Annotated in this window: 20 protein-coding genes and 1 pseudogene; 11 read left to right on the forward strand and 10 right to left on the reverse strand. The window is 66.8% G+C overall.

The features are described 5' to 3' along the window. Positions 1-63 precede the first annotated feature (63 nt). Positions 64-1,494: an aldehyde dehydrogenase family protein gene (locus J9314_RS04185; protein WP_210604684.1), complete on the forward strand. Its 1,431-nt coding sequence runs from the start codon at positions 64-66 to the stop codon at positions 1,492-1,494. 56 nt (positions 1,495-1,550) lie between these two features. Here J9314_RS04185 and J9314_RS04190 read toward each other — a convergent pair whose 3' ends face one another. Further along, on the reverse strand, positions 1,551-2,177 hold the full coding sequence (locus J9314_RS04190) for a TetR/AcrR family transcriptional regulator (protein WP_210604685.1): 627 nt from the start codon (positions 2,175-2,177) through the stop codon (positions 1,551-1,553). 123 nt (positions 2,178-2,300) lie between these two features. On the opposite strand from J9314_RS04190, the gene J9314_RS04195 reads away from it, so the two are divergent. The 3 genes from J9314_RS04195 to J9314_RS04205 all read left to right on the forward strand — a co-directional run bounded on the left by J9314_RS04195 (position 2,301) and on the right by J9314_RS04205 (position 6,692). Beyond that, positions 2,301-4,037, forward strand: a complete 1,737-nt coding sequence (locus J9314_RS04195; RefSeq protein ID WP_210604686.1) for a CocE/NonD family hydrolase — start codon at positions 2,301-2,303, stop codon at positions 4,035-4,037. A 55-nt stretch (positions 4,038-4,092) separates the two neighbouring features. Further along, positions 4,093-5,316, forward strand: a complete 1,224-nt coding sequence (locus tag J9314_RS04200) for an aldo/keto reductase (RefSeq protein ID WP_246490606.1) — start codon at positions 4,093-4,095, stop codon at positions 5,314-5,316. A gap of 308 nt (positions 5,317-5,624) precedes the next feature. Next, complete coding sequence (locus J9314_RS04205; RefSeq protein WP_210604687.1) at positions 5,625-6,692, forward strand: IS110 family RNA-guided transposase; 1,068 nt, start codon at positions 5,625-5,627, stop codon at positions 6,690-6,692. A 188-nt stretch (positions 6,693-6,880) separates the two neighbouring features. Here J9314_RS04205 and J9314_RS19120 read toward each other — a convergent pair. Beyond that, positions 6,881-7,396, reverse strand: a pseudogene (locus tag J9314_RS19120) (class I SAM-dependent methyltransferase); the annotation flags it as partial. A gap of 119 nt (positions 7,397-7,515) precedes the next feature. Next, positions 7,516-8,409 (reverse strand): LysR family transcriptional regulator, encoded by an 894-nt coding sequence (locus tag J9314_RS04215; protein WP_210604688.1) that lies wholly within the window; start codon positions 8,407-8,409, stop codon positions 7,516-7,518. A gap of 131 nt (positions 8,410-8,540) precedes the next feature. Here J9314_RS04215 and J9314_RS04220 point away from each other — a divergent pair, with 131 nt between their 5' ends. From J9314_RS04220 to J9314_RS04235, 4 genes are all read left to right on the forward strand, one after another. Continuing rightward, positions 8,541-9,986, forward strand: coding sequence for an MFS transporter (locus J9314_RS04220; RefSeq protein WP_210604689.1), 1,446 nt, complete (start codon positions 8,541-8,543; stop codon positions 9,984-9,986). An 83-nt stretch (positions 9,987-10,069) separates the two neighbouring features. Next, a complete protein-coding gene (locus J9314_RS04225; RefSeq protein ID WP_210604690.1) occupies positions 10,070-11,770 on the forward strand; it encodes an acyl-CoA dehydrogenase family protein in 1,701 nt (566 codons plus the stop codon). A gap of 41 nt (positions 11,771-11,811) precedes the next feature. Next, entirely contained in the window at positions 11,812-13,038 is a 1,227-nt protein-coding gene (locus J9314_RS04230; protein WP_210604691.1) for a CaiB/BaiF CoA transferase family protein, read from the forward strand. Position 13,039: 1 nt separating this feature from the next. Continuing rightward, a complete protein-coding gene (locus J9314_RS04235) occupies positions 13,040-14,239 on the forward strand; it encodes an acyl-CoA dehydrogenase family protein (protein ID WP_210604692.1) in 1,200 nt (399 codons plus the stop codon). Positions 14,240-14,276: 37 nt separating this feature from the next. Here J9314_RS04235 and J9314_RS04240 read toward each other — a convergent pair whose 3' ends face one another. Further along, complete coding sequence (locus J9314_RS04240) at positions 14,277-15,350, reverse strand: amidohydrolase family protein (RefSeq protein ID WP_210604693.1); 1,074 nt, start codon at positions 15,348-15,350, stop codon at positions 14,277-14,279. Positions 15,351-15,390: 40 nt separating this feature from the next. After that, the gene (locus tag J9314_RS04245) at positions 15,391-16,290 is read right to left on the reverse strand and encodes an oxidoreductase (RefSeq protein WP_210604694.1); all 900 of its coding nucleotides are present in this window, start codon (positions 16,288-16,290) and stop codon (positions 15,391-15,393) included. Positions 16,291-16,339: 49 nt separating this feature from the next. Here J9314_RS04245 and J9314_RS04250 point away from each other — a divergent pair, with 49 nt between their 5' ends. Both J9314_RS04250 and J9314_RS04255 read left to right on the forward strand, forming a co-directional pair. Beyond that, positions 16,340-18,076: an ABC transporter transmembrane domain-containing protein gene (locus J9314_RS04250; RefSeq protein WP_246490607.1), complete on the forward strand. Its 1,737-nt coding sequence runs from the start codon at positions 16,340-16,342 to the stop codon at positions 18,074-18,076. Continuing rightward, positions 18,073-19,863, forward strand: a complete 1,791-nt coding sequence (locus J9314_RS04255; RefSeq protein ID WP_210604696.1) for an ABC transporter ATP-binding protein — start codon at positions 18,073-18,075, stop codon at positions 19,861-19,863. Before J9314_RS04250 ends, J9314_RS04255 begins: the two co-directional genes overlap by 4 nt. A 36-nt stretch (positions 19,864-19,899) precedes the next feature. On the opposite strand, the gene mgtE is transcribed toward J9314_RS04255, so the two are convergent. The 3 genes from mgtE to J9314_RS04270 all read right to left on the reverse strand — a co-directional run bounded on the left by mgtE (position 19,900) and on the right by J9314_RS04270 (position 23,155). Beyond that, positions 19,900-21,258: a magnesium transporter gene (gene mgtE, locus J9314_RS04260; protein ID WP_210604697.1), complete on the reverse strand. Its 1,359-nt coding sequence runs from the start codon at positions 21,256-21,258 to the stop codon at positions 19,900-19,902. Positions 21,259-21,331: 73 nt separating this feature from the next. Then, positions 21,332-21,700 carry a universal stress protein gene (locus J9314_RS04265; protein ID WP_210604698.1) on the reverse strand — a complete coding sequence of 123 codons (369 nt, stop codon included), beginning with the start codon at positions 21,698-21,700 and terminating at the stop codon, positions 21,332-21,334. A gap of 9 nt (positions 21,701-21,709) precedes the next feature. Next, positions 21,710-23,155 carry a sugar porter family MFS transporter gene (locus J9314_RS04270; protein WP_210604699.1) on the reverse strand — a complete coding sequence of 482 codons (1,446 nt, stop codon included), beginning with the start codon at positions 23,153-23,155 and terminating at the stop codon, positions 21,710-21,712. Between the two features lie 42 nt (positions 23,156-23,197). Here J9314_RS04270 and J9314_RS04275 point away from each other — a divergent pair, with 42 nt between their 5' ends. Beyond that, positions 23,198-23,731, forward strand: coding sequence for an isocitrate lyase/phosphoenolpyruvate mutase family protein (locus J9314_RS04275; RefSeq protein ID WP_281412363.1), 534 nt, complete (start codon positions 23,198-23,200; stop codon positions 23,729-23,731). A gap of 97 nt (positions 23,732-23,828) precedes the next feature. On the opposite strand, the gene J9314_RS04280 is transcribed toward J9314_RS04275, so the two are convergent. Next, entirely contained in the window at positions 23,829-24,314 is a 486-nt protein-coding gene (locus J9314_RS04280; protein WP_210604701.1) for a hypothetical protein, read from the reverse strand. Positions 24,315-24,395: 81 nt separating this feature from the next. Beyond that, positions 24,396-25,379 (reverse strand): patatin-like phospholipase family protein, encoded by a 984-nt coding sequence (locus tag J9314_RS04285; protein WP_210604702.1) that lies wholly within the window; start codon positions 25,377-25,379, stop codon positions 24,396-24,398. Positions 25,380-25,451: the final 72 nt, after the last annotated feature.

The raw sequence follows: 25,451 nt of genomic DNA on the forward strand, positions 1-25,451 counted from the left end.
GAACCCGCCTGGGATGAGAACCCACCGACCACACCGTTCAGTCACCACGAAAGAAGGAGCATCATGACCACCGACGCCACTACCACCGACCTCACGACCACGGCAGGCCTCCTGTCCGCCATTGAGGATCCCGTCGGACGCGAGATCCTCGACCCCGCCACCGGCGAGGTCGTCGGCCGCACCCGTGAAGGCAGCGCTGCCGACATCGACTCAGTGGTCGCCTCGGCGCGGGAAGCACAGACCGCGTGGGCCGCCCGCCCGATCGCCGAACGCAGCGACCTGCTCAACAAGGCCGCCGACGCCGTCGAAGCCTCGGCCGAAGCGCTGGCCGAACTGCTCTCCCGTGAGCAGGGCAAGCCGCTCAACGGGCCGAACGCCCGATTCGAGGTCGGTGCCTGCTCGGCGTGGCTGCGTGCGAACGCCGCCTTCGAACTCGAGCCCGAGATCCTCGTCGACGACGGGGAGACCCATGCCGAGCTCCGCTACGATCCCGTCGGCGTCGTCGGGGCCGTCGGTCCCTGGAACTGGCCGATGATGATCTCCGTGTGGCAGTTCGCCCCCTCCCTGAAGATGGGCAACACCGTCGTGCTCAAGCCCTCCGAGTACACGCCGCTGTCCGTGCAGGCACTCGTCGCCGTCGTCAACCAGGCGCTGCCAGCCGATGTGCTCTCCGTCGTCCCCGGCGACGGTGCGGTCGGTGCCGCGCTGACCAGTCACGATGGTGTGGACAAGATCATGTTCACCGGTTCGACGAAGACCGGTCAGGCGATCATGCGCACCGCCGCCGACAAGCTCGCCCGGATCACCCTCGAGCTCGGCGGCAACGATGCGGGCATCGTCCTCGAGGACGCCGATCCCAAGGCGATCGCCGGTGACCTGTTCTGGGGCGCGTTCATCAACACCGGCCAGACCTGTGCCGCAATGAAGCGCCTCTACGTCCCGGAATCCCTCTACGACCAGGTCTGCGACGCCCTCGTCGAGGTGGCCGGGCAGTCCCCGATGGGCGTCGGGCTCGAGGAGGAGAACGTCCTCGGCCCGCTGCAGAACAAGCAGCAGTACGATATCGTCGCTCGTCTCGTCGACGCCGCAAAGAATGGGGGCGCCCGCGTGCTCATGGGCGGCGACCCCGCCGCTGATCAGCCCGGCTACTTCTACCCCACGACGCTCGTGGCCGACATCGACAACGACAACCCGCTCGTCGCCGAGGAGCAGTTCGGTCCGGCCCTGCCGATCATCAAGTACACCGACCTCGACCAGGCCGTCGAATGGGCCAACGAGCTCGAGGTGGGGCTCGGATCCTCGGTGTGGGGAACGGATATCGAGGAGTGCAAGAAGGTCGCGGCCAGGCTGCAGGCCGGGTCGACATGGATCAACAAGCACGGAGCCGTCGATCCGCGAGTGCCCTTCGGCGGAGTGAAGAAGTCCGGCTTCGGCCTCGAATTCGGAGTCGAAGGACTCAAGCACGTGAGCGTCCCCCACGTCATCAGCTGGTAACCCATTTACTACCCGACGGCGGCCCAGCAACCTCGCGCGAGGTTGCTGGGCCGCCGTCACGTAGCAATAGGGGCGAGGATCGCCTGGATCGCCGGGGCCGCGATGGCCACGATCTCCTCGGCATCGGCCCCGGCCAACGTGGGCACGCCGATGACGTCGCGGCCGGTGATGAGCCCGACGAGCATCGATGATGCCAGAGCCGCCCGGACCGGGGCATCAGCCTCGGTGCGTTCGCGTGCTCCGACGAGAAGCCGGGACTCGATGAAGTCGGCGAGCTGAGCGCGCGCACCCTCGTTGACGATCGCCCCGCGCAGCATCGCCAGCAACGGCTGGGCCTCTTCCGGTTCGGACTCCCACGCCGCTAGGAAGGCCCTGACCACACGCTCGCCGAGGTGCTCCCGGGGCCCCCGAAAAGCCGTGTCGAACCGCTCAAGAGCCGGAGCCGGAACCGCCATCACAGCGGCGAAGAGCTCCTCCTTGTTCCGGAAGAACTGCATCACCTGCGAGGGATCGACCCCGGCGTCCGCTGCGACGCTGCGGATGGTCGTGGCCGTGAAGCCCTTGACCGCGAACTGCGCACGAGCAGCAGAAAGCACGGTCTCACGGGTACTCCCGCTCCCAGACGGGCGACCGGGGCGGCGACCTCGCTTGGTCTTCGCAGCAGATGGATCAGAATCACTCATGACCCCAATCTAGCGTGCCGAAGAACACAACTCAACACCTGTTGAGTTTCGGTCGTGCCGAGCGTAGGCTGACGACGAAGCACGGAACACACCGTGGATTCGCCGATCCCCGAGGAGCCCGTCATGACCGATGACCGGAAGACCTACATCCCCTCCACCCCGCTGCCAGAGGCCCGCACCGGAATGCTCACCCCGTATGATCCCGGTACTCGTGTCCTCGAGGCCGGATTCCGCATCGCACCGCAGTTCCGTGAGCTGCCCGTCGACATCGTCTTCGAAAAGGACACTCCCGTGACGCTGCGCGATGGGACCACCGTCCACGTCGACATCTTCCGCCCCGCGGACGCGGACAAAGTCCCCGCCATTGTTGCGTGGAGTCCCTACGGGAAGGCGCAGGGCACCTCGGCGAGCGTGATGGGCGTATTCGGGCTCGTCGGACTCGACAACGGCATCGTCTCCGGACTCGAGAAGTTCGAAGGACCCGATCCCGCCTACTGGTGCGCCCACGGCTACGCCATCGTCAACCCCGATATCCGCGGCGTCGTCGACTCCGAGGGCGACAGCGTCCTCTGGGACCGGCAGGAAGGCCGCGACTGCGCCGACGTCATCGAATCGCTGGCCGACCAGGAATGGTGCACCGGCAGGATCGGGATGTCCGGGACCTCGTACCTCGCCGTCTCGCAGTGGTTCACCGCCGCCGAGGCGCCCGCCCATCTGGCCGCGATCAACCCGTGGGAGGGCGTCTCAGACGTCTACCGCGACCTCGTGAGGCGCGGCGGAATGCCCGACACCGGCTTCGCCCGGCACCTGCAGGAAGGCAGCTTCTTCGGTCGCAATCAGAAGGAAGACATCCTCGCCGAGGCGGCCGCCCGCCCACTCATGGACGCACTGTGGGAGGACAAGATCCCCGACTTCGATGCGATCACCGTGCCCGCATACATCGTGGCCAGCTACTCGAACACCCTCCACACGGCCGGGACCTTCCGCGGCTGGCGACGCATCGCCTCGGAAGAGAAATGGCTGCGCATCCACAACAGCCAGGAATGGCCCGACTACTACGACGAGGCCAACGTCGAGGACCTGCGCCGCTTCTTCGACCACTACCTCCACGGCGTCGACAACGACTGGCTCGAAACCCCGCGCGTGCGGTATTCGACGCTCGACCTTGCAGGAGGCGACCGCACACAGATCCCCGCCGCCGAATTCCCTCCGGCCGCCTCGGTGAACACGAAGTACTACCTCGAGGCGCACTCCCGGACCCTGACGACGCAGGCTCCCGAATCCGGTGCCGAGGCGGTCTACGACGTTGACGCCAACCCCGATGCGGTGTCCTTCATCGCCTCTTTCGATAGCGAGACCACCCTCGTCGGGTACCCGAAGGCGCACCTGTGGGTCGAAGCCAGAGGGGCGGCGGACATGGATCTCTTCGTCCTCGTCCAGAAGCTCGACGCCCACGGCACACCCCTGCAGGCCTTCACCGTGCCCAATCACAACGCGCGCATCCACGACGTCACCGACCATGGTGCGACGATCCTGCGCTACAAGGGCTCCGACGGCCGGCTCCGTGTGTCGATGCGCCACCTCGACGAGGCATTGAGCACCGAGGAGGTGCCCGCACACACCTTCGACCGGGTGGAGAAGCTCAGCCCCGGTGAGATCGTCGAGGTCGACCTCGACCTGCTGCCGGTCGGGTTGACCTTCCACCCGGGCGAGCAGCTGCGCTTCGTCGTCAGCTCGCGCAATCTGCTCGGTACGATGATGCCGGGCATCCGCGAATACGTCGGCGACAACTCAGGCGCGCACGTCATCCACACCGGCGGCGAGTATGCTTCCTACCTCCAGCTGCCGGTGCTCGGCTGACCAGCTGTCCCAATTGCCCTCCGAGAACACACCTCCACCGATCCAGGAGATTCGCATGTCACTGAATAACGCCGAAATCGCCCGCACAGCCGCCGAACTGCAGGAGAACTTCGACCGTTCGACCCTGACCCTCGCCGAGGCGGCCGCTGACCTTGCCATCACCGAGGTTGAGCTGCGGGCTCTGCTCACCGCCGACGGTGTCGATCCTGCCGCAGTGTGGCAGCTGCGCGATTACCTCGAACAGGCCGTCACCGATGCCGGGGGAGAACCCATGCCGTTCACCATCCTCACCGAGGACAACCGCCGCAAAGCTCAAGGATGGTTCACTCTGCGGGAGGCCCCGCGTCATGACTTCGGCACTCGCCGGTCTCCCGCCGTCGCCCCGCGGCCCGGCGGTGAAGCGCGGTTGGGAGCGCGTAGCGTGGCCCGCATCGGCTACGGCGCGATGCAGCTCGAACGACTGCGAGACGACCGGTCCACAGGTATCGCGCTGCTGCGCCGGGCCATCGAGCTCGGCATCGACCACATCGACACAGCCCAGTTCTACGGCAACGGTCTGTCCAATGAACTCATCCGCGAAACGCTCACACCGGGCGACGATGTCGCAATCGTCAGCAAGGTCGGCGCGGCCCCGGATCCAGGCGGACCGTTTCCGATGCGTGCAGCTCAGCGGCCCGACGAGCTGCGCGCCGAGGTCGAGGCGAACCTGCGCACCCTCGGCGTCGAACAGCTGGCCGTGGTCAATCTGCGTCGCATGGACACAGGCGTGACGATTCCCCTGCCCGATGACCAGGTGGTCAGCATCGAGGATCAGCTCGCAGAGATGATCGCAATGCGCGACGAGGGCCTCATCGGCGGGATCGGGATGAGCAACACGACCATCGATGGGCTGAAGACGGCGCTGCCGGCCGGGATCGACTGTGTGCAGAACTCCTACAGCCTCATCGCCCGCGGCGACGAAGACATGCTCGAGCTGTGTGTGTCCGAGGGTGTTGCCTGGGTTCCGTTCTTCCCGCTGGGCAGCGGGTTCGAGGGGATGCCGAAGGTCACCGACGAGGAGGTCGTCACCCGGATCGCCGACGAGCTCGACGTCACGGCCTCCCAGGTCGGTCTCGCTTGGCTGCTCCACCACGATCCGGGCACGCTGCTCATCCCGGGCACGGCGACGATCAGCCACCTCGAGGAGAACTCGGCTGTCGGCGACATCGAGTTCAGCCAGGATCAGCTGGCCGCACTCAACGCGATCCCGACCCGAGACCCCGGCACAATCCGCCCCTAATTGCTACTGTGAGGATTGATAGTGGCTGGTCTGGGACTGGCTGGCAGAGTAGGAACCGACCGTCCCATCGATCATCATGACTCAAATTGCTACTGACTCAGACGATGTCATCGTCAGGATCTGTCTGGTGATCGGTGGGCGGCCGGCCCCGGCTCGGCCCATATCGGTAACTTGATCAGAAGGTTGTCCGTTCCTGACCGAACGTGACTCATCACAGTAGTGTTCCGACGTGACTATCTCCCGGACCGGAGCCGACCGTTCGACGGTCGGACATCATCCGCTCTAACACGGGAGAATCACGAACCGTCGTGACTATCATCTCGCATTTATATGCGTTTGTCGTAGGCGTCGACACGCATGCGAAGAACCACGTCTACGCCGTGCTCACCAACACCGGCGAGCACATCGATACCCGCGAATTCCCAACGACGAATGCTGGACTGGCACGAGCGTTGGCCTGGGTCGGTCGTCGCACCGGCGGGCACTTGGACACCTTGTGGGTGGTCGAGGGTATCGGCACCTACGGAGCAGTCCTGGCCGAGAACGTCGCTGAGGCTGGGTACATGGTCGCCGAAGCAGCGAGCATGAATGTTCGCGACCGTCACAGCACGGGCAAGGATGACCAGATCGATGCCCGCAGAATCGCGGCCACCGTTCTGCCCTTGGAGCAGTCACAACTGCGTGTGCCCAGGCAGGCCGATGGGCCGCGCCAGGGACTGCGGATCCTGGTGGGTGCCCGTGAGTCCATGACGCGGGAGAAGACCCGCACCATCAACGCGCTGACCGCGTTGTTGCGCGCGAACGATCTCGGTCTCGATGCGCGACGGAAACTGTCAGTCGCCAAGATCCGAACGGTGTCGAAGTGGCGGGTCAGGAACGAGCCTGTGGCACGTTTGGAGGCACGTCGGGAAGCGATCCGGTTGGCCAAACGTGTCATCGAACTCGATGCGGACATCAAGGATTACGCCACACGGATTCTGGCTCTGGTCAAGGACAGTCCGGCTGCTGTGTTGCTGGCTCAGCCGGGGATCGGGCCGATCACTGCCGCCGTGTTCTATCTGGCGTGGTCGCATCCGGGGCGGGTGTGTTCTGAGGCTGCTTTCGCGAAGCTGGCGGGGGTGAGTCCGATTCCAGCGTCGTCGGGCAATGTGGTGAGGTTCCGGCTCAACCGCAGTGGGGATCGCCGGTTGAACTCCGCGTTGTACATGGTGGCCATCACTAAGTTGTCCTTCGATGAGGAGACTCGAGCGTACATGGCCAAACGGCTCAGGGAAGGGCTGTCGAAGAAGGAAGCTATCCGGTGTATCAAGCGGTTTGTGGCTCGGAGAGTGTATCGGCTTCTCGAGGCGACGAACGTGGTTGGGCAGGCCGCTTGACAAGCATAGAAGGATCCCGACGGCGGCCCAGCACCCTGGCGCGAGGTATCAGGGCCGCCGTCAGGTGCTTTGGGAGAGCGCAGAACGAAGATGCCGTTCGGACCGTCCGGCTCATTTCTATGTCCGGGAGCGCGGAAGACGCTCACCGACCAGGGGGAGTCCGGCGCATATTCACCGAGGTGCCAATCGCCGAACCGGTGCTGCAACGACAGCGCCGAGGAGGTCGCGCAGGAGCCTTGATCCTGAGGTCCCCCTCGGGCTCGGGTCGTCGTCCCCACGATGAGCAGCCCACCAGGGTCGAGAAGGCGTTCGACCGCTGAGAAGGTCCCCTTCAGCTCCGACTTGTCGAGGAATGCAGGAGTGTTCCCTGACATGAGGGCGGCATCGTAATTCTCTGGAAGACCTCGGGCACGCAGGGCCTCGGTCGACAGGTCACCAGCGCTCATGAGACGGAACCACTGTGACTCGAAGAGGTCGGCAGCGATGTCGAGGACCGCTGGAGTCGGATCGATTCCGAATGCCTCGTGACCGCTCCTGCGCAGATGGTTCACCGCACTGCCGATGCCGCAGCCGATATCGAGAATCCGTGATCGTCGTGGGACGAGCATATCGACGAAGCGAGCATCGACACCGAGGTCGGTCCCGGAATCGTGATGGCTGCGCATCTTCTGGGCATATTCGCGAAGGCTCTCTGCCTCAACCATGGAATCAGTCTGGCATAGTTCGATTCCGCGTCCGCATGTGGAGCGAATCGTTCGGTGGTTGCCCCTAATTACTACCTGACGGCGGTCCAGCACCCTGGCGCGAGGTATCTGGGCCACCGTCAGGTAGCAGGGGAGGGGAGGATGTCGCGGACGATGTCGATGACCCGGGCCAGAGCCTCCGACGGGTTGTTCCGCCGCCAGCCGAGCGCGAGGGTGAAGGCATCCGCGCCCTCGGCCAGTCGCACATAGCTGACCCCGTCGATGCGGATGTGTTCGGAGGACTCGACGACGATCGAGATCCCCACCTGCGCGCCGACGAGAGCCAAGAGACTGTACGGATCGGGGGCCTCCTGGACGATGCGGGGAAGGAACCCGGCCTCGTCGGACAGGCGCATCATCGCTTCCCTCACCTGCGAGCCGTGGGACGGGGCATAGGAGATGAACGGCTGGTCGCGGAGTTCGCCCATGCTGATCTCGTCCCTGCCCGCGAGCTCGTGGTCGGTGGGGACCGCGACCATAACCCGCTCCTGTCGGATGACATGGACGTCGATGCCGGCCGGTGCGGGCGGACTGATGATCGCCAGATCCAGGTGCCCGTCACGGATGGCCAGCGCGGCCTCGCCCGAATAGGTCTGGGGTCGCAGCGCGAGTTCGATGCCCGGCTGTCTCTCCGCGACCTCGCGGGCGAGCAGAGAGAGGATCGAATAGCCGCTGGTCCCGCCGAAGCCGACCTGGACGCGGCCGACGATGCCCTCCTGTGCGGCTCGCGCGATCCGCTTGGCTCCCTCGACCTGATTGATGATCGACCGCGCGGGTTCGAGCAGGGCCTCCCCGGAAGCGGTGAGTCTCACTCGTCTCGTCGTACGTTCGAACAGCGGGACCCCGAGTTCGCGCTCCAGCGACCGGATCATCTGACTCAGCGCCGGCTGGGCGATGTGCAGCCCCTCCGCCGCACGCCCGAAGTGCAACTCCTCGGCCACGGCGAGGAATGCCGTGAAATGCCGCAGCTCCATGAGCGTTCCCCTCCTGAAACTCAATTGATAATGATTCGTTCTCAATGCACTAAAGATTACCTATTGGACTTGCTTGAATCCAGGTGGAAAAGTGACTGCTGACACAGACCGTCTTTCGCAGGAGAACAGACATGAGCACGAACGGATCAGCGTCGATCCAATCGCCGACGACCACTTCGACGACCGCCGCGACCTCCTCCCCGAACCCCGCCTCGCCGACTACGGCCATCGATCCCAAGCAGGGCCGCCGAGCCGGAGTCGCCGCCTTCATCGGCACCACCATCGAATGGTTCGACTTCTACATCTACGGCACCGCCTCGGCGCTCGTCCTCGGACATCTCTTCTTCCCCGACGTCAGCCCGGCGATGGGCACGCTGGCGGCCTTCGCGACCTTCGCCGTCGGCTTTATCGCCCGCCCTCTCGGCGGCGTCATCTTCGGTCACTTCGGGGACAAATTCGGCCGCAAGAACACCGTCATCACCACCCTCATGCTCATGGGCCTGGCCACAGTCGGCGTCGGCCTGCTGCCGACCTATGAACAGATCGGCTTCATGGCCCCGATCCTGCTCGTGGCGCTGCGTGTCATCCAAGGCGTGGCCATGGGCGGCGAATGGGGCGGCGCGGTGCTCATCGCCACCGAGTTCGCACCCCCGGGCAAGAAGATCCTCTTCGGGGCCTTCGCCCAGCAAGGCTCCCCGGTCGGAAACCTCCTTGCCACGGTCGCCTTCCTCGGCCTGACCTATCTCAGCGCAGAGAACTTCGGAACCTGGGGCTGGCGGATCCCGTTCCTCGCCTCGGCGCTGCTCATCATCGTCGGCCTCTACATCCGCCTGAAGATCACCGAATCCCCGGAGATGGTGGCCGCGACCCAGAAGGAACCCCAGAAGCGCACGCCTCTGGTCGAGCTGCTCCGCGACCACTGGAAGGTCGTCTGCCTGGCCATCGGCGCCGTCGTCACCGGTGTCGCGATCACCTACGTCAAGACCACCTTCGCCCTGTCCTGGGCCACGACCGACCTCGACTTCGGCCGCACTGAATTCCTCCAAATCGTCACCGTCGCACTCATCGCCCAGGTGATCGTCCAACCCTTCGGCGCGATCCTGGCCTCGAAGATCGACGCCCGCAAGGCCATCCTCATCATGCTGCTGCCCGAACTCGTGCTGTTACCGCTGATGTTCGTCCTCATCCAGACCGGCAGCTACGGGCTCGCGATGCTCGGCATGGTCCTCGCCACCGCCCCGCACGCCATGTACTATGCCGCGCTGGCCGGGGTGCTCGCCCAACTGTTCCCGACCACCATCCGCTACACCGGGATCTCCGTGGCCTACCAGGTCTCTACGGCACTGTTCGCCGGCACCGCACCGTTGCTCAGCCAGGCCCTGCTCAGCGCCACCGGATCGATCTGGATCGTCGTCGCCCTCGGCCTCGGCTACGTCCTCATCTCCGCGGTGTGCATGTCCCTCCTGCTGCGCGGGACCTCCTGGACGAACAGGGAGGGCGAACCCGGCCACACCGCCGAGGTGGGGCTCCCCACCGAGGCGACAGCCACCTCGGCGACCCCCACCACGACCACCTGACCTGGGGCCGTTCGGGGCCGAGAACCGCCCCGACCGCCTCAACCGACCACCTGGCCCCGCCACCTGAGAGAGAAGAAGGAACAATGAATTTCGTCGACCTCGACCCGGCACTGCGTCCCCTCATCGAGTCCTACCTCGACCCGGCCGATCGTGAGCTGCTCAACCCAGTGCTCAGCGCTCTCGGCACCGATGCCGCCGCGCGGCTGGCGCCCTTGGCCGATGTCGCGGACAAGAATCCGCCGACCCTGGCACAGTACGACCGGGAAGGCGACCGCGTCGACACCATCGACTACCACGCGAGCTACCAGGAGCTGCAGAAGGCCGCCTACGAAGAGTACGGACTCTCGGCGCTGTCTCATCGCAGACTGCACGGCTGGGAGGATGTGCCCCCGCACCTGATCAAGTACATCCTCTCCTACGTCTTCGTCCAGGCCGAGTTCGGGCTCGCCTGCCCCGTATCCATGACAGATGCCGCCGCCCGGACCCTGCGCAAGTTCGGTGAGGGTCCGCAGGTCGCCGAGGCGGTCGACCGTCTCATCTCGACCGATCCCGATTCGCGGTGGACCGGTGCGATGTTCATGACCGAGATCCAGGCCGGCACCGACATCGCCCGGACCGAGACCGTTGCCGAACGCGAGGGAGAGGACTGGGTGCTCTCGGGCCGCAAATGGTTCGCCTCGAACCCCGACGCCGACATCATCCTCACCCTCGCCCGCTACCCGGGCGGGGACGACACGACTCGCGGCGTCGGCCTGTTCATGCTGCCCAAGCAGCTCGCCGACGGATCGAAGAACTCTTATGTCATCGACCGGCTCAAGGACAAGCTCGGTACCCGGTCGATGCCCAGTGGCGAGATCACGCTCAACCGCGCCCACGCCATCCAGATCGGCGACCTCGACCGCGGATTCCGGCAGATGGCGGAGATGGTCAACACCTCCCGCCTGTCCAACGCCATGCGCTCCACCGCGCTCATGCGCCGATCGATCAACGAAGCGCTCGCCCATGCCCGGAAACGCGTCGTCTTCGGTAAGCCGCTCGTCGACGCACCACTGATGCGCATGACCTTGCTGCCGCTGCAGGCCGAGGCAGAAGCGGCACTGAGTCTGGTCTTCCACGCAGGCGACACGCTCCAACGCGCCGATGCCGGCGACGAGTCCGCAGCCGCTCAGATCCGCGTCCTCACCCCGCTGGCCAAGCATTACATCTGCAAACGCGCCCGCTTCGTCACCGGTGAGGCGATGGAGGTGCGCGGCGGCCGCGGATACATCGAGGAATGGCCCGACGCCCGCCTCGTCCGCGACTCCCACCTCGGGTCCATCTGGGAGGGTTCGAGCAATGTCATCGCCCTCGACGTTCTGCGCTGCATGCGCAAACAGAACACCCACCACCTTCTGGCGCAGTCGATGACCGGCAAGCTCAATGACATCACCGGCGCCGAGGCGGGGGCTGAGATCCGTGAGCTGCTGAGCCGATGGGAGGCCATCGTCGACCGCGGAGACGCGATCCTCGCCGCTGATCCTGATGCAGCCGAGGCGCTCATCGGCGGCTACGCCGACAGCCTGGCCCAGATCATCATGGCCACCCTCCTGCTCGAGCAGGCCGATGTCGAAGCCTCCCGTGACGGAAACTGGCGCAAACTGCTCGTCGCCCGTACCTTCATCGGGGGAAACATCCTTAACGACGAGGCCGCCGTGGTGGCGGCGCTCGCCCACTTCGAAGACATCGTCGATGGCAAGACCGTGCCCCGCGACGCACTCGCCTCGACCCCTGCACCCGTGGCCTGAGACCACTGACACTTAAGACCGCTGAGACACCGGAGCATGCAGTGAGAACCATAGACCCCGAACCCACAACCGAAACGTACGGCACGGCTGCGGCAGCCTTCCACGGTCCGCTCGAGGGGGTGCGAGTGATCGACCTGTCGAAGATCCTCGCCGGACCCTACGCGACCATGTCGCTGGGCGACCTCGGCGCCGAGGTCATCAAGGTCGAACATCCCGATGGGGGCGACCCGACACGGGCTTGGGGCCCACCGATGGTCGGGGCCGATGCCACGTACTTCCACGCCGCCAATCACGGCAAGAAGTCCGTGACCATCGACCTCAAGTCCGATCGCGGTCAGGCCCAGGTCTTCGACCTCCTCGCCGACGCCGATGTGCTCGTCGAGAACTTCCGTCCCGGCAGCTCGCTGCAGACGATCTTCGACTATCAGGAGCTGTCGGCGAAATTCCCGCACCTCGTCATCCTCCACATCTCCGCCTATGGGGATCACGGCCCGATGCGCGACGAACCCGGATATGACATGGTCGCCCAGGCGCGCGGGGGCCTGATGTCCCTGACCGGTGAGCCAGGCGGACCGCCGATGAAGGCCGGATTCGCGATGGGCGACCTAGGCGCCGGCCTGTTCGGGATCATCGGCATCGTCTCCGCGCTCTTCGAACGCAGCCGCACCGGCAAGGGGCAGTACCTGACGACCTCGCTCTACGAGGGCCAGCTCGCGCTGCACGTGAACTGGGCGACGAACTACTTCGCCGACGGCAAGCGCCCGCAAGCGCTCGGCTCCGGGCACCCCAACCTCGTGCCCTACCAGGCATACCCGGCGGCCGACGATTACTTCGTCATCGCCATCGGCAACGACTCCCTGTGGCAGAAGCTCTGCACCGTCCTCGACCGGCCCGACCTCGGGGGAGACGAACGCATCTCCGCCAATGCCGGACGGCTCGAGCATCGCGAGTACGTCAACGCCGAACTCAGCCGGAGCCTGCGCATGCAGACCGTCGACCACTGGTGCACTCTTTTCTCGGCGGCCGGGGTCCCGGCAGCGCCGATCAAGCACCTCGACGAGGTCTACGCCGACCCGCAGACCGAGGCGCTCGGGATGGTCCAGACCGTCGACCACCCCAGCGCCGGGCCGATGCGCCAGGTCGCCTTCCCCGTCAACTTCAACGGTACCCGCCCACCGGTGCGCTCGGCGCCACCGGAACTCGGTGCCGATACGCACGACATCCTCGGCGACTCAGCCCCTCTGACCGCAACCACGACTGGAGCCTGACATGACCACCACCGGCAAACCCACGACCCCCACGACCACCGCCGACCCCTCCGACCTCCTCGACCTCGCGGGACTCTTCACCGACACCGAACTCGAACTTCGCGACCGGGTCAGGTCCTTCGTCGATGACCGGATTCGCCCGAACATCGCCGACTGGTATGAGAATGCGGTCTTCCCGACCGAAATCGTGCCCGAGATGGGCGCCCAGGGTCTGCTCGGCATGCACCTGAAGGGCTACGGCTGCCCCGGACGCTCCGCCGTCGAATACGGCCTCGCCGCCCTCGAACTCGAAGCCGGTGACTCCGGCCTGCGCACGTTCGTCTCCGTGCAGGGGTCACTGGCGATGTCGGCGATCCACAAGTTCGGCTCCGAGGAGCAGAAGAACCGATACCTGCCCGGAATGGCCGCCGGCGAGATCATCGGCTGCTTCGGACTGACCGAACCCACTGCCGGTTCCGACCCCGGCTCGATGGCGACGACAGCGAGCCGCAATGCCGATGGGAGCTGGACCCTCAACGGAGCCAAGCGCTGGATCGGGCTCGCCTCGATCGCACAGATCGCCGTCATCTGGGCCGCCACCGAGGACGGCATCCGCGGATTCCTCGTCCCCACCGACACCGAGGGATTCACCGCCACCCCGATCGCGCAGAAGCTTTCGATGCGCGCCTCCATCCAGTGCGACATCACCCTCGATGATGTCCATCTCCCCTCCGAGGCGGTCCTGCCCGAGGTCACGGGACTGAAGGGGCCGTTCTCCTGCCTCAACGAGGCACGCTACGGAATCATGTGGGGCGCGATGGGTGCAGCCCGCGACTCCTTCGAAGTGGCGCTGAACTACGCCCAGAACCGTCTGCAGTTCGACAAGCCCCTCACCGCGTACCAGATCACCCAGGAGAAGCTGGTGAACATGGCCCTCGAGATCCAGAAGGGCACCCTGCTTGCCATCCAGACCGGGCGGCTGAAGGACGCCGGCACGCTCGATCCCGTGCAGATCTCCGTCGGCAAGCTCAACAACTGCCGGGAGGCGATCCAGATATGCCGCGACGCCCGCGCGATGCTCGGCGGCAACGGCATCACGCTCGAATACTCACCGCTGCGGCATGCCAACAACCTCGAATCCGTGCGCACCTACGAAGGCACCGACGAGGTCCACACCCTCATCCTCGGCCGGCACATCACCGGACAGCAGGCGTTCCGGTGATCTGACAATCGTGCTCCGACGGCGGTGATCTGCGGTCTCAGACGAGCCGACGTCCGCCGACGACCACCTCGGCGGGTGAGCTCAGCACTGAAAGTTCGGTGAGCGGATCACCGTCGACGACGATGAGGTCCGCGCGGGCCCCTTCGACGATGCGACCGCGATCGCTCAGCCCGAACGCGTCCGCCGCTGCCGAGGTCGCCGCGCGGATCGCCTCGGCGCCGGTCATGCCCGCCTGCACAAGGTATCCGAGTTCGGAGTGCAGCGAGGGACCGTGCGGCACCGGCGCGAACGGAGTCTCGTTCGCGTCGGTGCCCGCGATGACGGTCGCCCCTCCATCGAGCAGAGCCGAGACATTGCCGATGGCCAGCTCCATCGCGGCATCGGCGTGCTCGCCGAGGCGGGCATCAGTGATCGCGCGCACCATCACCAGGGTGGGGGAGACGAGGGTTCCGGACTCGACGATCCTTGAGAACGTCGCCTTCGACAGCGGCCGATCGAAGGGGATGTGAGTGAGGACGTCGACCCCGGCGTCGAGCCCGCGGTCGAAGGACGCGGCCGTCACCGCGTGTGCGACGGTGAGCAGGCCCCGCTTCCGCGCCCCGCCGACGATCGCCTGCAGGGTCGGGATGTCGAGCGCGGGCGTCTCCGTCGCATCCGGGTCCTCGATGATGATCTTGATGAGATCGACGCCGTTCGCGACGCGCCAGTCGAGGAACCGCTCGGCATCTTCGGGGCCGGTGACACCGGATTCGGAGGGGAATCCCATCACCGCAATCTGTGTGCTCCCCGGCGCCGAGGCGGCCGATCCGGCACTGAGAATCGCCGGGACTTCGGCGTCGGCCCGGTACCCGTCGACGACGGAGTCGGGGTGGGTGCCCAGGTCGATCACGGTCGTCAGCCCCGACCGCACGGCGGCCAGCAGAGCATTCCGAGACTTGAGGTGCACGTGAGTGTCGATGAGACCCGGAAGCACGGTCGCCGCCGAGGACGGATCCGGCTCCGCGGACGGCCGGATCGCGGTGATCGTGTCGGAGAATTCGATATCGACCAGCTCGCCAGCAGATGCAGAGGACTTGAGGTCGAGGATGCGGACATTGTGCAGAACTGTCATAGCGTCACGATACTCACCGCGACTGCGAATGGGTCGAGCATCAGCGAAGCGATTCGGGGAACCTGACTCCCGTCAGCTCCTCCGATGTCTCCCACAGCCGCCGCGCGACGTCCTGATCGAGCGAGGCCGGCGTCCGGCTGGCGAAGACGGGTTCGCCGCGGGTCTCGAATGCTCTGCCCGGACCGAGGTAGGAGTTGCCCGGCACGTCGGCCACCGCTGCGTTGAGCGTCGGTGCGGCACCAGCGGTGTCTCGCTGCGCGACCAGTCGCGTGAACGCCCTGCCCAGTCCCCGCCGCAGCGGCGAACCTTCGCTGGAGTGGAAGAGGTTCGTCGCCGCCAGTCCGGGATGGGCTGCTGTCGCCATCACCTCGGTGCCCGCCTCGGCCAGCCGACGGTCGAGCTCGGTGGTGAAGAGCAGGTTCGCAAGCTTCGACTGGGCATAGGCGCTCATCGCCCGGTACCGACGGCGTTGCCAATTGAGATCGGAGAAATCGATGGCACCCTGCTTATGGGCGAGCGAGGAGACGGTGACCACTCGAGACCGGATCTGCGGCAGAAGCAGGTTGGTCAGCGCGAAGTGCCCGAGGTGGTTGGTTCCGAACTGGGACTCGAAACCGTCGACGGTATACCCCAGGGGCGGGATCATGATGCCGGCGTTGTTGATGAGCACGTCGATCGGGCCGTCGAGGTCTGCGGCGAACGCTCGGACCGAGGCGAGGTCCGCGAGGTCGAGTTCGCGGACCTCGGCCGACCCGCGCATCGCCTTTGCGGCCGCTTCTCCCTTCTCCGAGTTGCGCACCGCGAGGATCACGTGGGCCCCATGTGCGGCGAGAGCGCTTGCGCTCACCCGCCCGAGGCCGCTGTTGGCGCCGGTGACGACGAAGGTCTGACCGTCGAGGGAGGGAAAACCGTGCTCGAGGTCGGCAGTGATGGGCAGCATAGTGGGCAGTGTAGTCCTCGAAGATGCTGGTGATGTTAGGGTATCCTTCGTGCCGACCATTCCTTCGTCAGGTTCGACCCTTCTGTCCAGAGCCGCCCGTCGGCGCCTGCCCCTCCTCATCCCGGGTGCCGTCACACTCTCGTTGTGGCAGGTCTGTGAAGCGCTCGTGCCCGTGGCCATCGGCATCGTCGTCGACCAGGCGATCATCCCGCTGTCGTGGCCGATGCTCATCGTCTCGATCATCGGCGTCGGCCTCCTATTCACCGTGCTCAGCCTCGGCTACCGCTTTGGCTCCCGCTTCTGCAACGCCGCCCGCGAACACGAAGCACACGCACTGCGCGTCGAGATCACCCACGCCGCGCTCACCTCGGCGAACCTGCCCGCCGACCGCGCCTCGGGCGAGGTCCTCTCGATCGCCTCGGCCGATGCCGACACCGCAGCCATGTCCTTCCAGCAGGCCGGACGCGGCATCGCGTCGGTGCTCGGCATGCTCACCGCCGCCGTCTTCCTCCTCATCGCCGACCCGGTCACCGGACTCGTCGTCCTCATCGCTGTGCCCATCGGACTGATCATCGTCGCCCTGCCCGGCCGCTCGGTCTCGGCCAAGGCCGGCGCCCAGCTCGAGGCCGTCGCCCGTGCCGGACGATCGGCCTCCGACCTCATGCACGGTCTGCGGGTGATCAAGGCGATGGGCGGCGAACCCTGGGCCGTCCGGAGATACCGGACCACCTCCGACGAGGCGGCCGTCGCCGGCATCGCCACCGGTGAGCGCACGGGTCGCCTCGCCGGCCTCGGCGCCCTCGTCATGTCGATCGTCCTCGCCGCGGTCCTCATCGTCGCCGGCCTGCGCCTCATCGAAGGCGAGATGAGTGTCGGCGCGCTCATCGGCATCCTCGGAATGACCGCGTTCCTCACCGAACCCATGCGGGCACTGGCCGACATCGTCGGACAGTTCGCCCAATCCCACGGTGCCGCCTCCCGGATCGCCACCCTCCTTCACGACATCGACACAGCCGATGCCGCTGACACTGCCGATGCCGCTGACAGTGCAGGCACCACCTCGGCGACGGACCGTCCAGAACGCCCGGGCCGCGCGGCACCGCCGACCATCACCCTCGACGACTCAGGCCTCTCCGTCAGAAGCTGGGACGTCGGCGACGATCGCCGCATCGACTTCACCACCGCCTTCGGGGAGCTCACCTGCATCGTCACGGAGGGGGCCGATCCCGCGGCGAACCTCCTCGGTGCCCTGGGCGGCCACGCCCGCGGGACGGGACCGGACCGGATGATCGTCTCCCCGCACACCGTCGACCTCTTCGAAGGCACGATCCGGTCGAACATCACGATGATCGTCGGCACCACCGACCACCCCGTCACCGAGGACGTGCTCACCGCGTCGGGCACCGATGAGCTCCTCGGCCTCGTCGACGGCGGACTCGATCACCGGATCCAGGAACTCGGCGGCAACCTCTCCGGCGGGCAGCGCCAGCGCGTCGCGCTCGCCCGCGCGCTCGACGCCGACCCGTCCGTCCTCGTCCTCCACGAACCCACGACCGCCGTCGACGCCGTCACCGAGGCCCGCATCGCCGAGGGCGTGACCCGGCTGCGACGCGGCGCCGAGGCGACCGCCACCCTCATCCTCACGAGCTCACCGGCCTTCCTCGCCGCCGCCGACACCGTCGTCTTCGTGCCCTCCACCGGGCCCGCGCTCATCGGCACCCACCATGAGCTGCTCGCCGCCGCGGACGGCACCGCCGAGGCCTACCGACAGGCGGTGACCCGGTGAGCGCACACACCACTCTGACGATCGCCTCACGCCGTCGATCCTTCTCTCACCTCGCCCCGCTCCTGCGCGCGAGGGCCGGATGGGTCGTCCTCCTCGTCATCGCCGGACTCGCCAACGCGGGAGCCGGACTCGTCGGACCCTGGGCGATCGGCCGCCTCGTCGACGAGCTTCCCGCCAGGGCCGGTGATGACGTCGTCTGGTTCTGCGCGATCGCCGTGGCCGTGGCCGGAATCGTCATGGCCCTGGGCACGTGGATCGGGGCGTGGGCGCTCGCCCACATCGCCATGCCGGTCGTCGCCGAACTGCGCACCGAGGTCGTCGACGCCGCGATGTCGCTGGAGTCCCAGCGGATCGAATCGACGGGGACCGGCGACCTCGTCTCCCGCGTCGCCGATGACTCCCGGAAGATCAGCGAGGCCGCAGCCCAGGTGCTGCCGCTCGTCGTCGAATCCCTCCTCGTCGTCCTCGTCTCCGCAGCCGGGCTGGTGGCGATCGACTGGCGACTGGGCCTCGTCGGCCTCGTCGCCCTGCCGATGTACTGGTTCACCCTGCGCTGGTATCTGCCCAGGTCGGAACCCATCTACAAGGAAGAGCGCGCCGCGTTCGGCCGTCGTGCCGGCCGCCTCCTCGGCGGACTGACAGGGGCGCAGACCCTGCGCGCCTACCGCGCCGAGGGCGGGGAGATGACCCGCATCGACGCGGCCTCAGGCGAGGCACGAGACCTCTCGATCCACGTGTTCCGGTTCCTCACCCGCGCCTTCGGCCGCAACAACCGCGCCGAGGCGGTCGTGCTGTCCCTGCTGCTCATCGCCGGGTTCGCGCTCGTCTGGTTCGGCGAATCCACGGCCGGAGCCGTGACCACTGCAGCGCTGGTCTTCCACCGCCTGTTCAACCCCATCGGCGCGCTCGTCGGACTCTTCGACCAGGTCCAATCCGCTGGTGCCTCGCTGACCCGCATGGTCGGCGTCATCGACGAAGCCACGACCTCGCCGAGGCGGTCGCAGGCTTCCGTCGACCGTGCTGTGACCGCGGCGCCGGCCCTCGTGATCGACGACGTCTGGTTCACCTACGACGAGGATCCGAACTCGGACAATCATGTGCTCACCGGCGTCGATCTGCGCATCAAACCGGGTGAGGTCGTCGCCGTCGTCGGCACTACGGGCGCGGGCAAGTCGACGCTGGCCCGGATCGCCGCGGGACTCTCCGCACCCAGCCGAGGCCGCGCGATGCTGGCGGACGGTGGGACCGCCTCGGCGGGGGAGGAGCTGACCGCGCTTCCGGAATCCGTGCTCCGCGGACACGTCGCCATGGTCGCGCAGGAGGTCCACACCTTCGTCGGAACCCTGCGGGAGAACATCGCCCTGCCCGTCGACGAGGCATCCGATGAGGCGATTCTCGCGGCCCTCGACACGGTCGGCGCAGACTGGGCCCGGACCCTTCCACAGGGTCTCGACACGGCGGTCGGGGACGGCGGACAGCGGCTGAGTCCGGTGCAGGAGCAGACGATCGCCCTGGCCCGGTTGGTGCTCGCCGATCCTGATTTCGCGATCCTCGACGAGGCCACCGCCGAGGCGGGATCGGCCGGAGCGCATGTCCTCGAAGGCTCCGCGCGTGCTGCCCTGGCCGGACGCGGTGCGCTCGTCGTCGCCCACCGTCTCAGTCAGGCCGAGACCGCCGATCGGGTGCTCGTCATGGATCACGGCCGCGTCGTCGAAGCCGGCACCCATGCCGAACTCGTCGCCGCCGGCGGACGCTACGCCGAGCTGTGGGAGGCCTGGTCGGCCTGAGCCGGCAGGCTGACCCTCACCGCAGGCCGACAGTCCTCACCGCAGGCTGAGCACCGTGGTCGCGATCGTGAAGTAGAGGATCAGCCCGGTCGCGTCGCAGAATGTGGAGATGAACGGGTTGGAGAACACGGCCGGATCCGCGCCGACCTTCTTCGCGATGATCGGCATCAGCCCGCCCACCGTCGCGGCCATCATGCACACCGACAGCAGCGTCAGCCCGATGACCAAGCCGATCGACCATCCGTAGACGAGACCGGCGATGATGAAGCCCAAGGTCCCGAGCACGGCACCGAGCACCGCGCCGACACGCAGCTCCCGCCAGATCACCTTGCCGAGGTCGCGGATGCGCACTTCCCCGACGGCCAGGGCCCGGGTGACCGTGGTCGCCGCCTGGTTGCCGGTGTTGCCGCCGGTGCCGGTGAGGAGCGGGATGAAGAGCGCGAGGACGACGACCTGATCCAGCCGGTCCTCGTAGACCTCGAGGACCTGGACGGTGAGGATCGCGGAGACGGCGAGGACGAGCAGCCAGACGATGCGGCTGCGAACGAGGCGCAGGATCGTCGAGGACAGGTAGGACCGGTCGAGCGGCTCGGTGCCGGAACCGCGGGCGAAGTCCTCCGCGTCCTCCTCGTCGATGATGTCGAGGACGTCGTCCATGGTGAGGATCCCGACGAGGCGGTCCTCCTGGTCGGTCACCGGCATCGCGATGAGCCGGTGGGAGAGGAACTCACGGGCAGCCTGCTCACGGTCGGTCAGCGCATGCGTGCTGATGGAATCGCGGACCATGTCCCCGATGACCATGTCGCCGTCGGCGGCGAGGAGGTTGCGCAGGGACACCACCCCGCGGAGCACCCGACCGGGGCCGACGACGGGCAGAAGGTAGACGGTCTCGGGTCCGTCGATGCGGGCGTGGACGACGTCCATCGCCTCGGCGGCGGTCCAGTCCTCGTGCAGGCCGAGCACCTCGGGGGACATGTAGCGACCGATCGCGGACTTCGGATAGCCGAGGACCGCCGAGGTCATCTCCCGCTCCTCGGCGGTGAGCCCCTTCATCAGGCGGCTGGCCACGCTCGCGGGCAGTTCGCCGAAGAGTTCGGCACGGTCGTCGGGGTCGAGGCCCTCGACGATGTCGGCGACCTCGGGTTCGCGGAGGTTGCCGATGAGTTCGGCCTGATAGGCCGGCGGAAGGTCCTCGAAGACGTCGAGGGCTTCGGCCTTCGTCAGCACCTTAAAGAGCATCGCCGACTGCAGCGGCGTCGACGTGTGGACGAGGCGGGCGATCTCCGCCTGCGGCACCTGCCGGGCCAGGTTGGCGATCTCGTCGAGGGCGGTCGGATCGATCCTGCCGGTGAGAGCGGATTCGAGTCGATCGGCCGCCGCCGGATCAGTCGTCATCTCCTCCACGGGCGCTCCTCCACCTCGATAGTCCGCTGGTCGAGACCCACCCTATGCCATGGGTGCTCGGCTCTCAGCGCCTGGTGCGGTCGGTGCGCACGGCCAGCACCGGGACGGGGGAGCGGAGGATGAGCCGCTGGGCGACGGAGCCGAGGACGGCCTTGCCCACCCGGGAGCGTCCGCGGACGCCGAGGACGAGCCGATCCACCTCGGGGTGCTCGTCGATCTCGTCGATGACCGCGGTCACGGGGTCACGGTCGCCGCGACCGGACCGGTTGATGACGGTGACCTCGAGGCCGGGAGGAACCTCCTCGGTGTCGAAGTCGTGCAGGGTGAGGTTGATGAGCAGCAGTCCGGTGCTGCGTGACTGCGCTTCGGCGACGGCGGACTCGAGGGCCAACCTGCCCTCGGGACTGTCGGTGACGGCGACGGCGACTGACATGGAGACTCCTTACTTCCTGCCGTACTTCGCTTTGAAATCCCGTTCGAACTGCGCGAGGTCCTTGTCCTTCGTCTCCGGCAGCAGGCAGGCGAGGAAGACGAAGGCGATCACGGCGATGCCGGCGAACATGCCGAAGGTCGCAGTCATGCCCATGCCCTGGATGAGGGGCGGGAAGAACTGGGCGACGACGGCGTTCATCATCCACAGGACGAACACGCAGATGCCCATCGCGAAGCTGCGGATCTTCATCGGAAAGATCTCCGAGAGCATCAGCCAGGTCAGTGGGCCGACGGTGCCCTGCATGGAGAAGACGAAGAGGACGAGGACGGCGAGCACCGTCCAGGCCTGGCCGGGACCGGCCGGGACGAAGACCGCGGTGAGCGCGACGAGGGTGTGGAAGAGTGCGATGAGTGCGTATCCGGTGAGGAACATGACCCGCCGAGGCAGCTTGTTGAGCAGGTACATGCCCAGCGAGATCCCGGCTAAGGAGAACACACCGTTGGCGATGTTGCCGATGATCGCCACACCGGAGTCGAGGCCGGCGTTCATCAGCAGCTGAGTGCCGTAGTACATCACGGAGTTGATGCCGGTGAGCTGTTGGAAGAAGCCGATGCCGACGCCGATGATGACCAAACGCATCACCCACCGGGTGCCGAGGTCGGACAGACCGCCGGTGGATTCCTTCGCATCCTCGGCGGCCAGGTGGGTGACCTCGGCGACTTCTGCCTCGGCGCGTTCGGGGGAGCGGACCTGTTTGAGAACGGCGAGAGCCTCCTCGGTGCGGCCCTGCGAGATCAGCCAGCGAGGGCTCTCGGGTTGGAAGAGCATGCCCACGAGCAGGGCGATCGCCGGAGCCAGAGCGACGACCAGCATCCACCGCCAGATCGAATCGACGTGGCCGAAGAAGTTGAAGATCACCGCGTTGATGATGAAGGCCGCGAGCTGACCGCCGACGATCATCAGCTCGTTGCGGGTGACGAAGCTGCCGCGCTTCTCCGACGGAGCGACCTCGCCGAGGTAGACGGGCACCGTCGCCGAGGCGCCTCCGACGGCGATCCCGAGGACGAAGCGGGCCCCGATGAGGAACGCGGCGCCGGGGGCGAGGACGCAGCCGAGAGTGCCGGCGATGAAGACGCAGGCCAGCAGCAGGATCGTCTTCTTCCGGCCCTGGGCATCGGCGACGCGACCGCCGAAGACGGCGCCGAAGGCCGCCCCGACCATGAGTGAGGCGACGACGAGGCCTTCGGAGAACGACGTCAGTCCGAAGTCCTCACTGAGCGGTTCGAGAGCCCCGTTGACGACCCCGGTGTCATAGCCGAAGAGCAGACCGCCGAAGGTCGCGACGGTGGCGATGACGCCGAGGCGGTGGACCGGGCGGCCCGATCCCATGTGCGGCAGGTCGAACTTCGTGCTTGCAGCGGATGTCGACTGGCGACGCGGATATCCCGTTGACATGGACAACTCCTCTCCTCTCCAGTCCTAGCACACGGCGACCTGGTGCTGGGAGAGGGGTGGAGTCGCTTCGGCACCGTCCGAAGTGACAGCGACCTACGATGGAGCCATGACGAGGACATTCCCGGAATCGGCGCCGCCGACGAGGATCGCGAGACGCTCACAGCGATGTCCGGACTGATCAGGGCGATGCGGGAAGTGCTGCCGGAGGGGCTGCTGACATGCGATTTCGAAGACGGGTACGGTGACGGACCGGAATCCGTGGTCGAAACGCTCGGCAACAGCCTTGCCATACCGGAGGGGGCGCCGCCGGGCCTGGCCGTCGAAGGAATCAACATCGAGGACTCCGCCTTCGGCCGCCTGACCGAACCAGCAACGCTGGCCGCGACCATCGCCGCGATCAAAGCGGCCTTCTCGGACCTGTTCGTCAACGCCAGGATCGACACGTTCTGGCTCGGCGGCGACGACCTCGGCGATGTGCTCACGTTCTGGCGAGTCCTGATCTCCCGTTGTCCGCGCTCGCCGAGGCGGGCGTGGCGCGGATCAGCACCGGCTCACTCCTCTACCGCACGGCCCTGAGTGCAGGACTGCGGTCGCTGGCTGTTTTGGACAGTGGGCGACCCGCGGAGACACAGCGCGTGCTGAGCTATCAGGACGTCGCGAACCCGAAGCGAGCTCAGTCCTCCTCATAGGAATCGTCAATGACTTCGGGCATCCCGTCGATGACCGAGACCTCTTCGGTTCCGTCATCGGCCAGCGCGTCGACGTCGAGGTCATCGCCGTCGAGTTCGGCGACCTCGAAGTCGTCATCGCCTTCGGAGACCATCTCGTCGCCGACGCGATTTCCCTGCTCCGCTGCCGGAGACTGATCGGTGTTGAACTCGTCCGAGAGGTCGGGCGCCTCGTTCTCGTCCTCCCAGCCTGCGTCGTCGACGAGCACATCGTCGGCACCTTCGACACCGGTTCCTTCGGGGCCGTCGGCACCGGGCTCGACGAAGGGCCCATCCTGTCCGTCGGGATCGGTCTCGAGGTCGGAGTCGAGATCCTCGGCGTCGGCCTCGACCGCGTCGAGCTCCGGGTCGTCCAGTTCGTCGGCGGTCGGCTCATGGAGGGGGAGGTCGTCATCCTGCCACTGTGTCGGGTCAGTATCGAATTCGCTCATGGTCACTCCTTGCGACGACATCGGCTGAGAGAACTTCTCGGGCCCTCATTCTTACACGGAGTCCGCTGCCCCGGCCATGGGTCACTGCCGATCGAAGCGGTCCTTCCACTCCTGCCAGTCCCAGGTTTCGAGGAAATTCAGAGCCGCCTCGGTGCCGGAGTCGATGAGGTCGAGCTTGTCGGCAGTCGTCAGAGCGAAGTCCGTGCTGCTGTGATCGGCGGTGTCGACGAAGATCGTCCGCTCGGTCACCGAAGGCTCGTCGATGTGCCGACGGTCGTGGGCGTTGAGCATCGTCGAGACGAGCGAGCGGGCGAATTGGAAGGTGGTGGCGTTGGGCCGCCACTCGGTCGCGGCGGTGCGCCGTGCCGAGAGCATGACGCCGAAGGTCGGCCAGCGGGCCGGGCGCGCATCCTTGCGGTCGAAGACGTCGACGGGGAAGTTCGAGAGCAGACCGCCGTCGGCACCGAGCACCGACGATCCGCCCGCCACGCTCGCCCGCGCAGTCAGACTGCGGGGACGGAAGAAGAACGGACTCGCGGCCGAGGCGCACACCGCCTCGGCGACGGACTGACTGTCCGCATCGACGCCGAGGGCCTCCTCATAGTCCCAGGGCAGGCGGAGCATGCGACCGCGGGAGACATCGGAGACGATGACGACGAGCCGAAAGCTGCGCTCCGGCGGCAGATCTCCCTCGGGATCGTGGAGTCGCAGGTCACCCCACGTGCGCACCCCTTGTTTCGCCAGAGCCTCGGCGAGGAAGTCGTGGAGGGCGTCACCGAGGTACATGCCTTTGTGGAAGAGCAGCCCTTGGACCCTGCCGAGCCACGGAACGAGACGGAGCGCGGGGGAGAGGTCCTCGAAGTCGGAGAAGTCCTTCTCGAGCACCGTCTGCCGCAGCTCCGCCGGTGCGATCCCCGCCGCGGTGAGCGAGCCGACGATCGCTCCGGCCGAGGTTCCGGCGATGCGATGGAAGGCATAGCCGACCTCGGCCAGGGCATCGACTGCCCCGACGAGGCCGGGCAGCTTCGCCCCTCCGCCTTCCAAGACAAGATCGGTCGTGGCCATGTCCCCCTCCTCGTGCATCGTCCCTGAACCCATTGTGGACCCGGGACGACGCAGCTGCGGGGAGCCGGGGAC

It is taken from the genome of Brevibacterium oceani (assembly GCF_017948325.1).
Classification (GTDB): Bacteria; Actinomycetota; Actinomycetes; order Actinomycetales; family Brevibacteriaceae; genus Brevibacterium; species Brevibacterium oceani.

Coding starts and splice junctions, on each gene's coding strand:
- J9314_RS04265 (WP_210604698.1), bottom strand. CDS start 21,700: ATGTCAGTCGCCGTCGCCGTCACCGACAGTCCCGAGGGCAGGTTGGCC.
- J9314_RS04200 (WP_246490606.1), top strand. CDS start 4,093: ATGTCACTGAATAACGCCGAAATCGCCCGCACAGCCGCCGAACTGCAG.
- J9314_RS04225 (WP_210604690.1), top strand. CDS start 10,070: ATGAATTTCGTCGACCTCGACCCGGCACTGCGTCCCCTCATCGAGTCC.
- J9314_RS04220 (WP_210604689.1), top strand. CDS start 8,541: ATGAGCACGAACGGATCAGCGTCGATCCAATCGCCGACGACCACTTCG.
- J9314_RS04245 (WP_210604694.1), bottom strand. CDS start 16,290: ATGCTGCCCATCACTGCCGACCTCGAGCACGGTTTTCCCTCCCTCGAC.
- J9314_RS04280 (WP_210604701.1), bottom strand. CDS start 24,314: ATGAGCGAATTCGATACTGACCCGACACAGTGGCAGGATGACGACCTC.
- J9314_RS04190 (WP_210604685.1), bottom strand. CDS start 2,177: ATGAGTGATTCTGATCCATCTGCTGCGAAGACCAAGCGAGGTCGCCGC.
- J9314_RS04285 (WP_210604702.1), bottom strand. CDS start 25,379: ATGGCCACGACCGATCTTGTCTTGGAAGGCGGAGGGGCGAAGCTGCCC.
- J9314_RS04235 (WP_210604692.1), top strand. CDS start 13,040: ATGACCACCACCGGCAAACCCACGACCCCCACGACCACCGCCGACCCC.
- mgtE (WP_210604697.1), bottom strand. CDS start 21,258: ATGACGACTGATCCGGCGGCGGCCGATCGACTCGAATCCGCTCTCACC.
- J9314_RS04215 (WP_210604688.1), bottom strand. CDS start 8,409: ATGGAGCTGCGGCATTTCACGGCATTCCTCGCCGTGGCCGAGGAGTTG.
- J9314_RS04195 (WP_210604686.1), top strand. CDS start 2,301: ATGACCGATGACCGGAAGACCTACATCCCCTCCACCCCGCTGCCAGAG.
- J9314_RS04270 (WP_210604699.1), bottom strand. CDS start 23,155: ATGTCAACGGGATATCCGCGTCGCCAGTCGACATCCGCTGCAAGCACG.
- J9314_RS04240 (WP_210604693.1), bottom strand. CDS start 15,350: ATGACAGTTCTGCACAATGTCCGCATCCTCGACCTCAAGTCCTCTGCA.
- J9314_RS04185 (WP_210604684.1), top strand. CDS start 64: ATGACCACCGACGCCACTACCACCGACCTCACGACCACGGCAGGCCTC.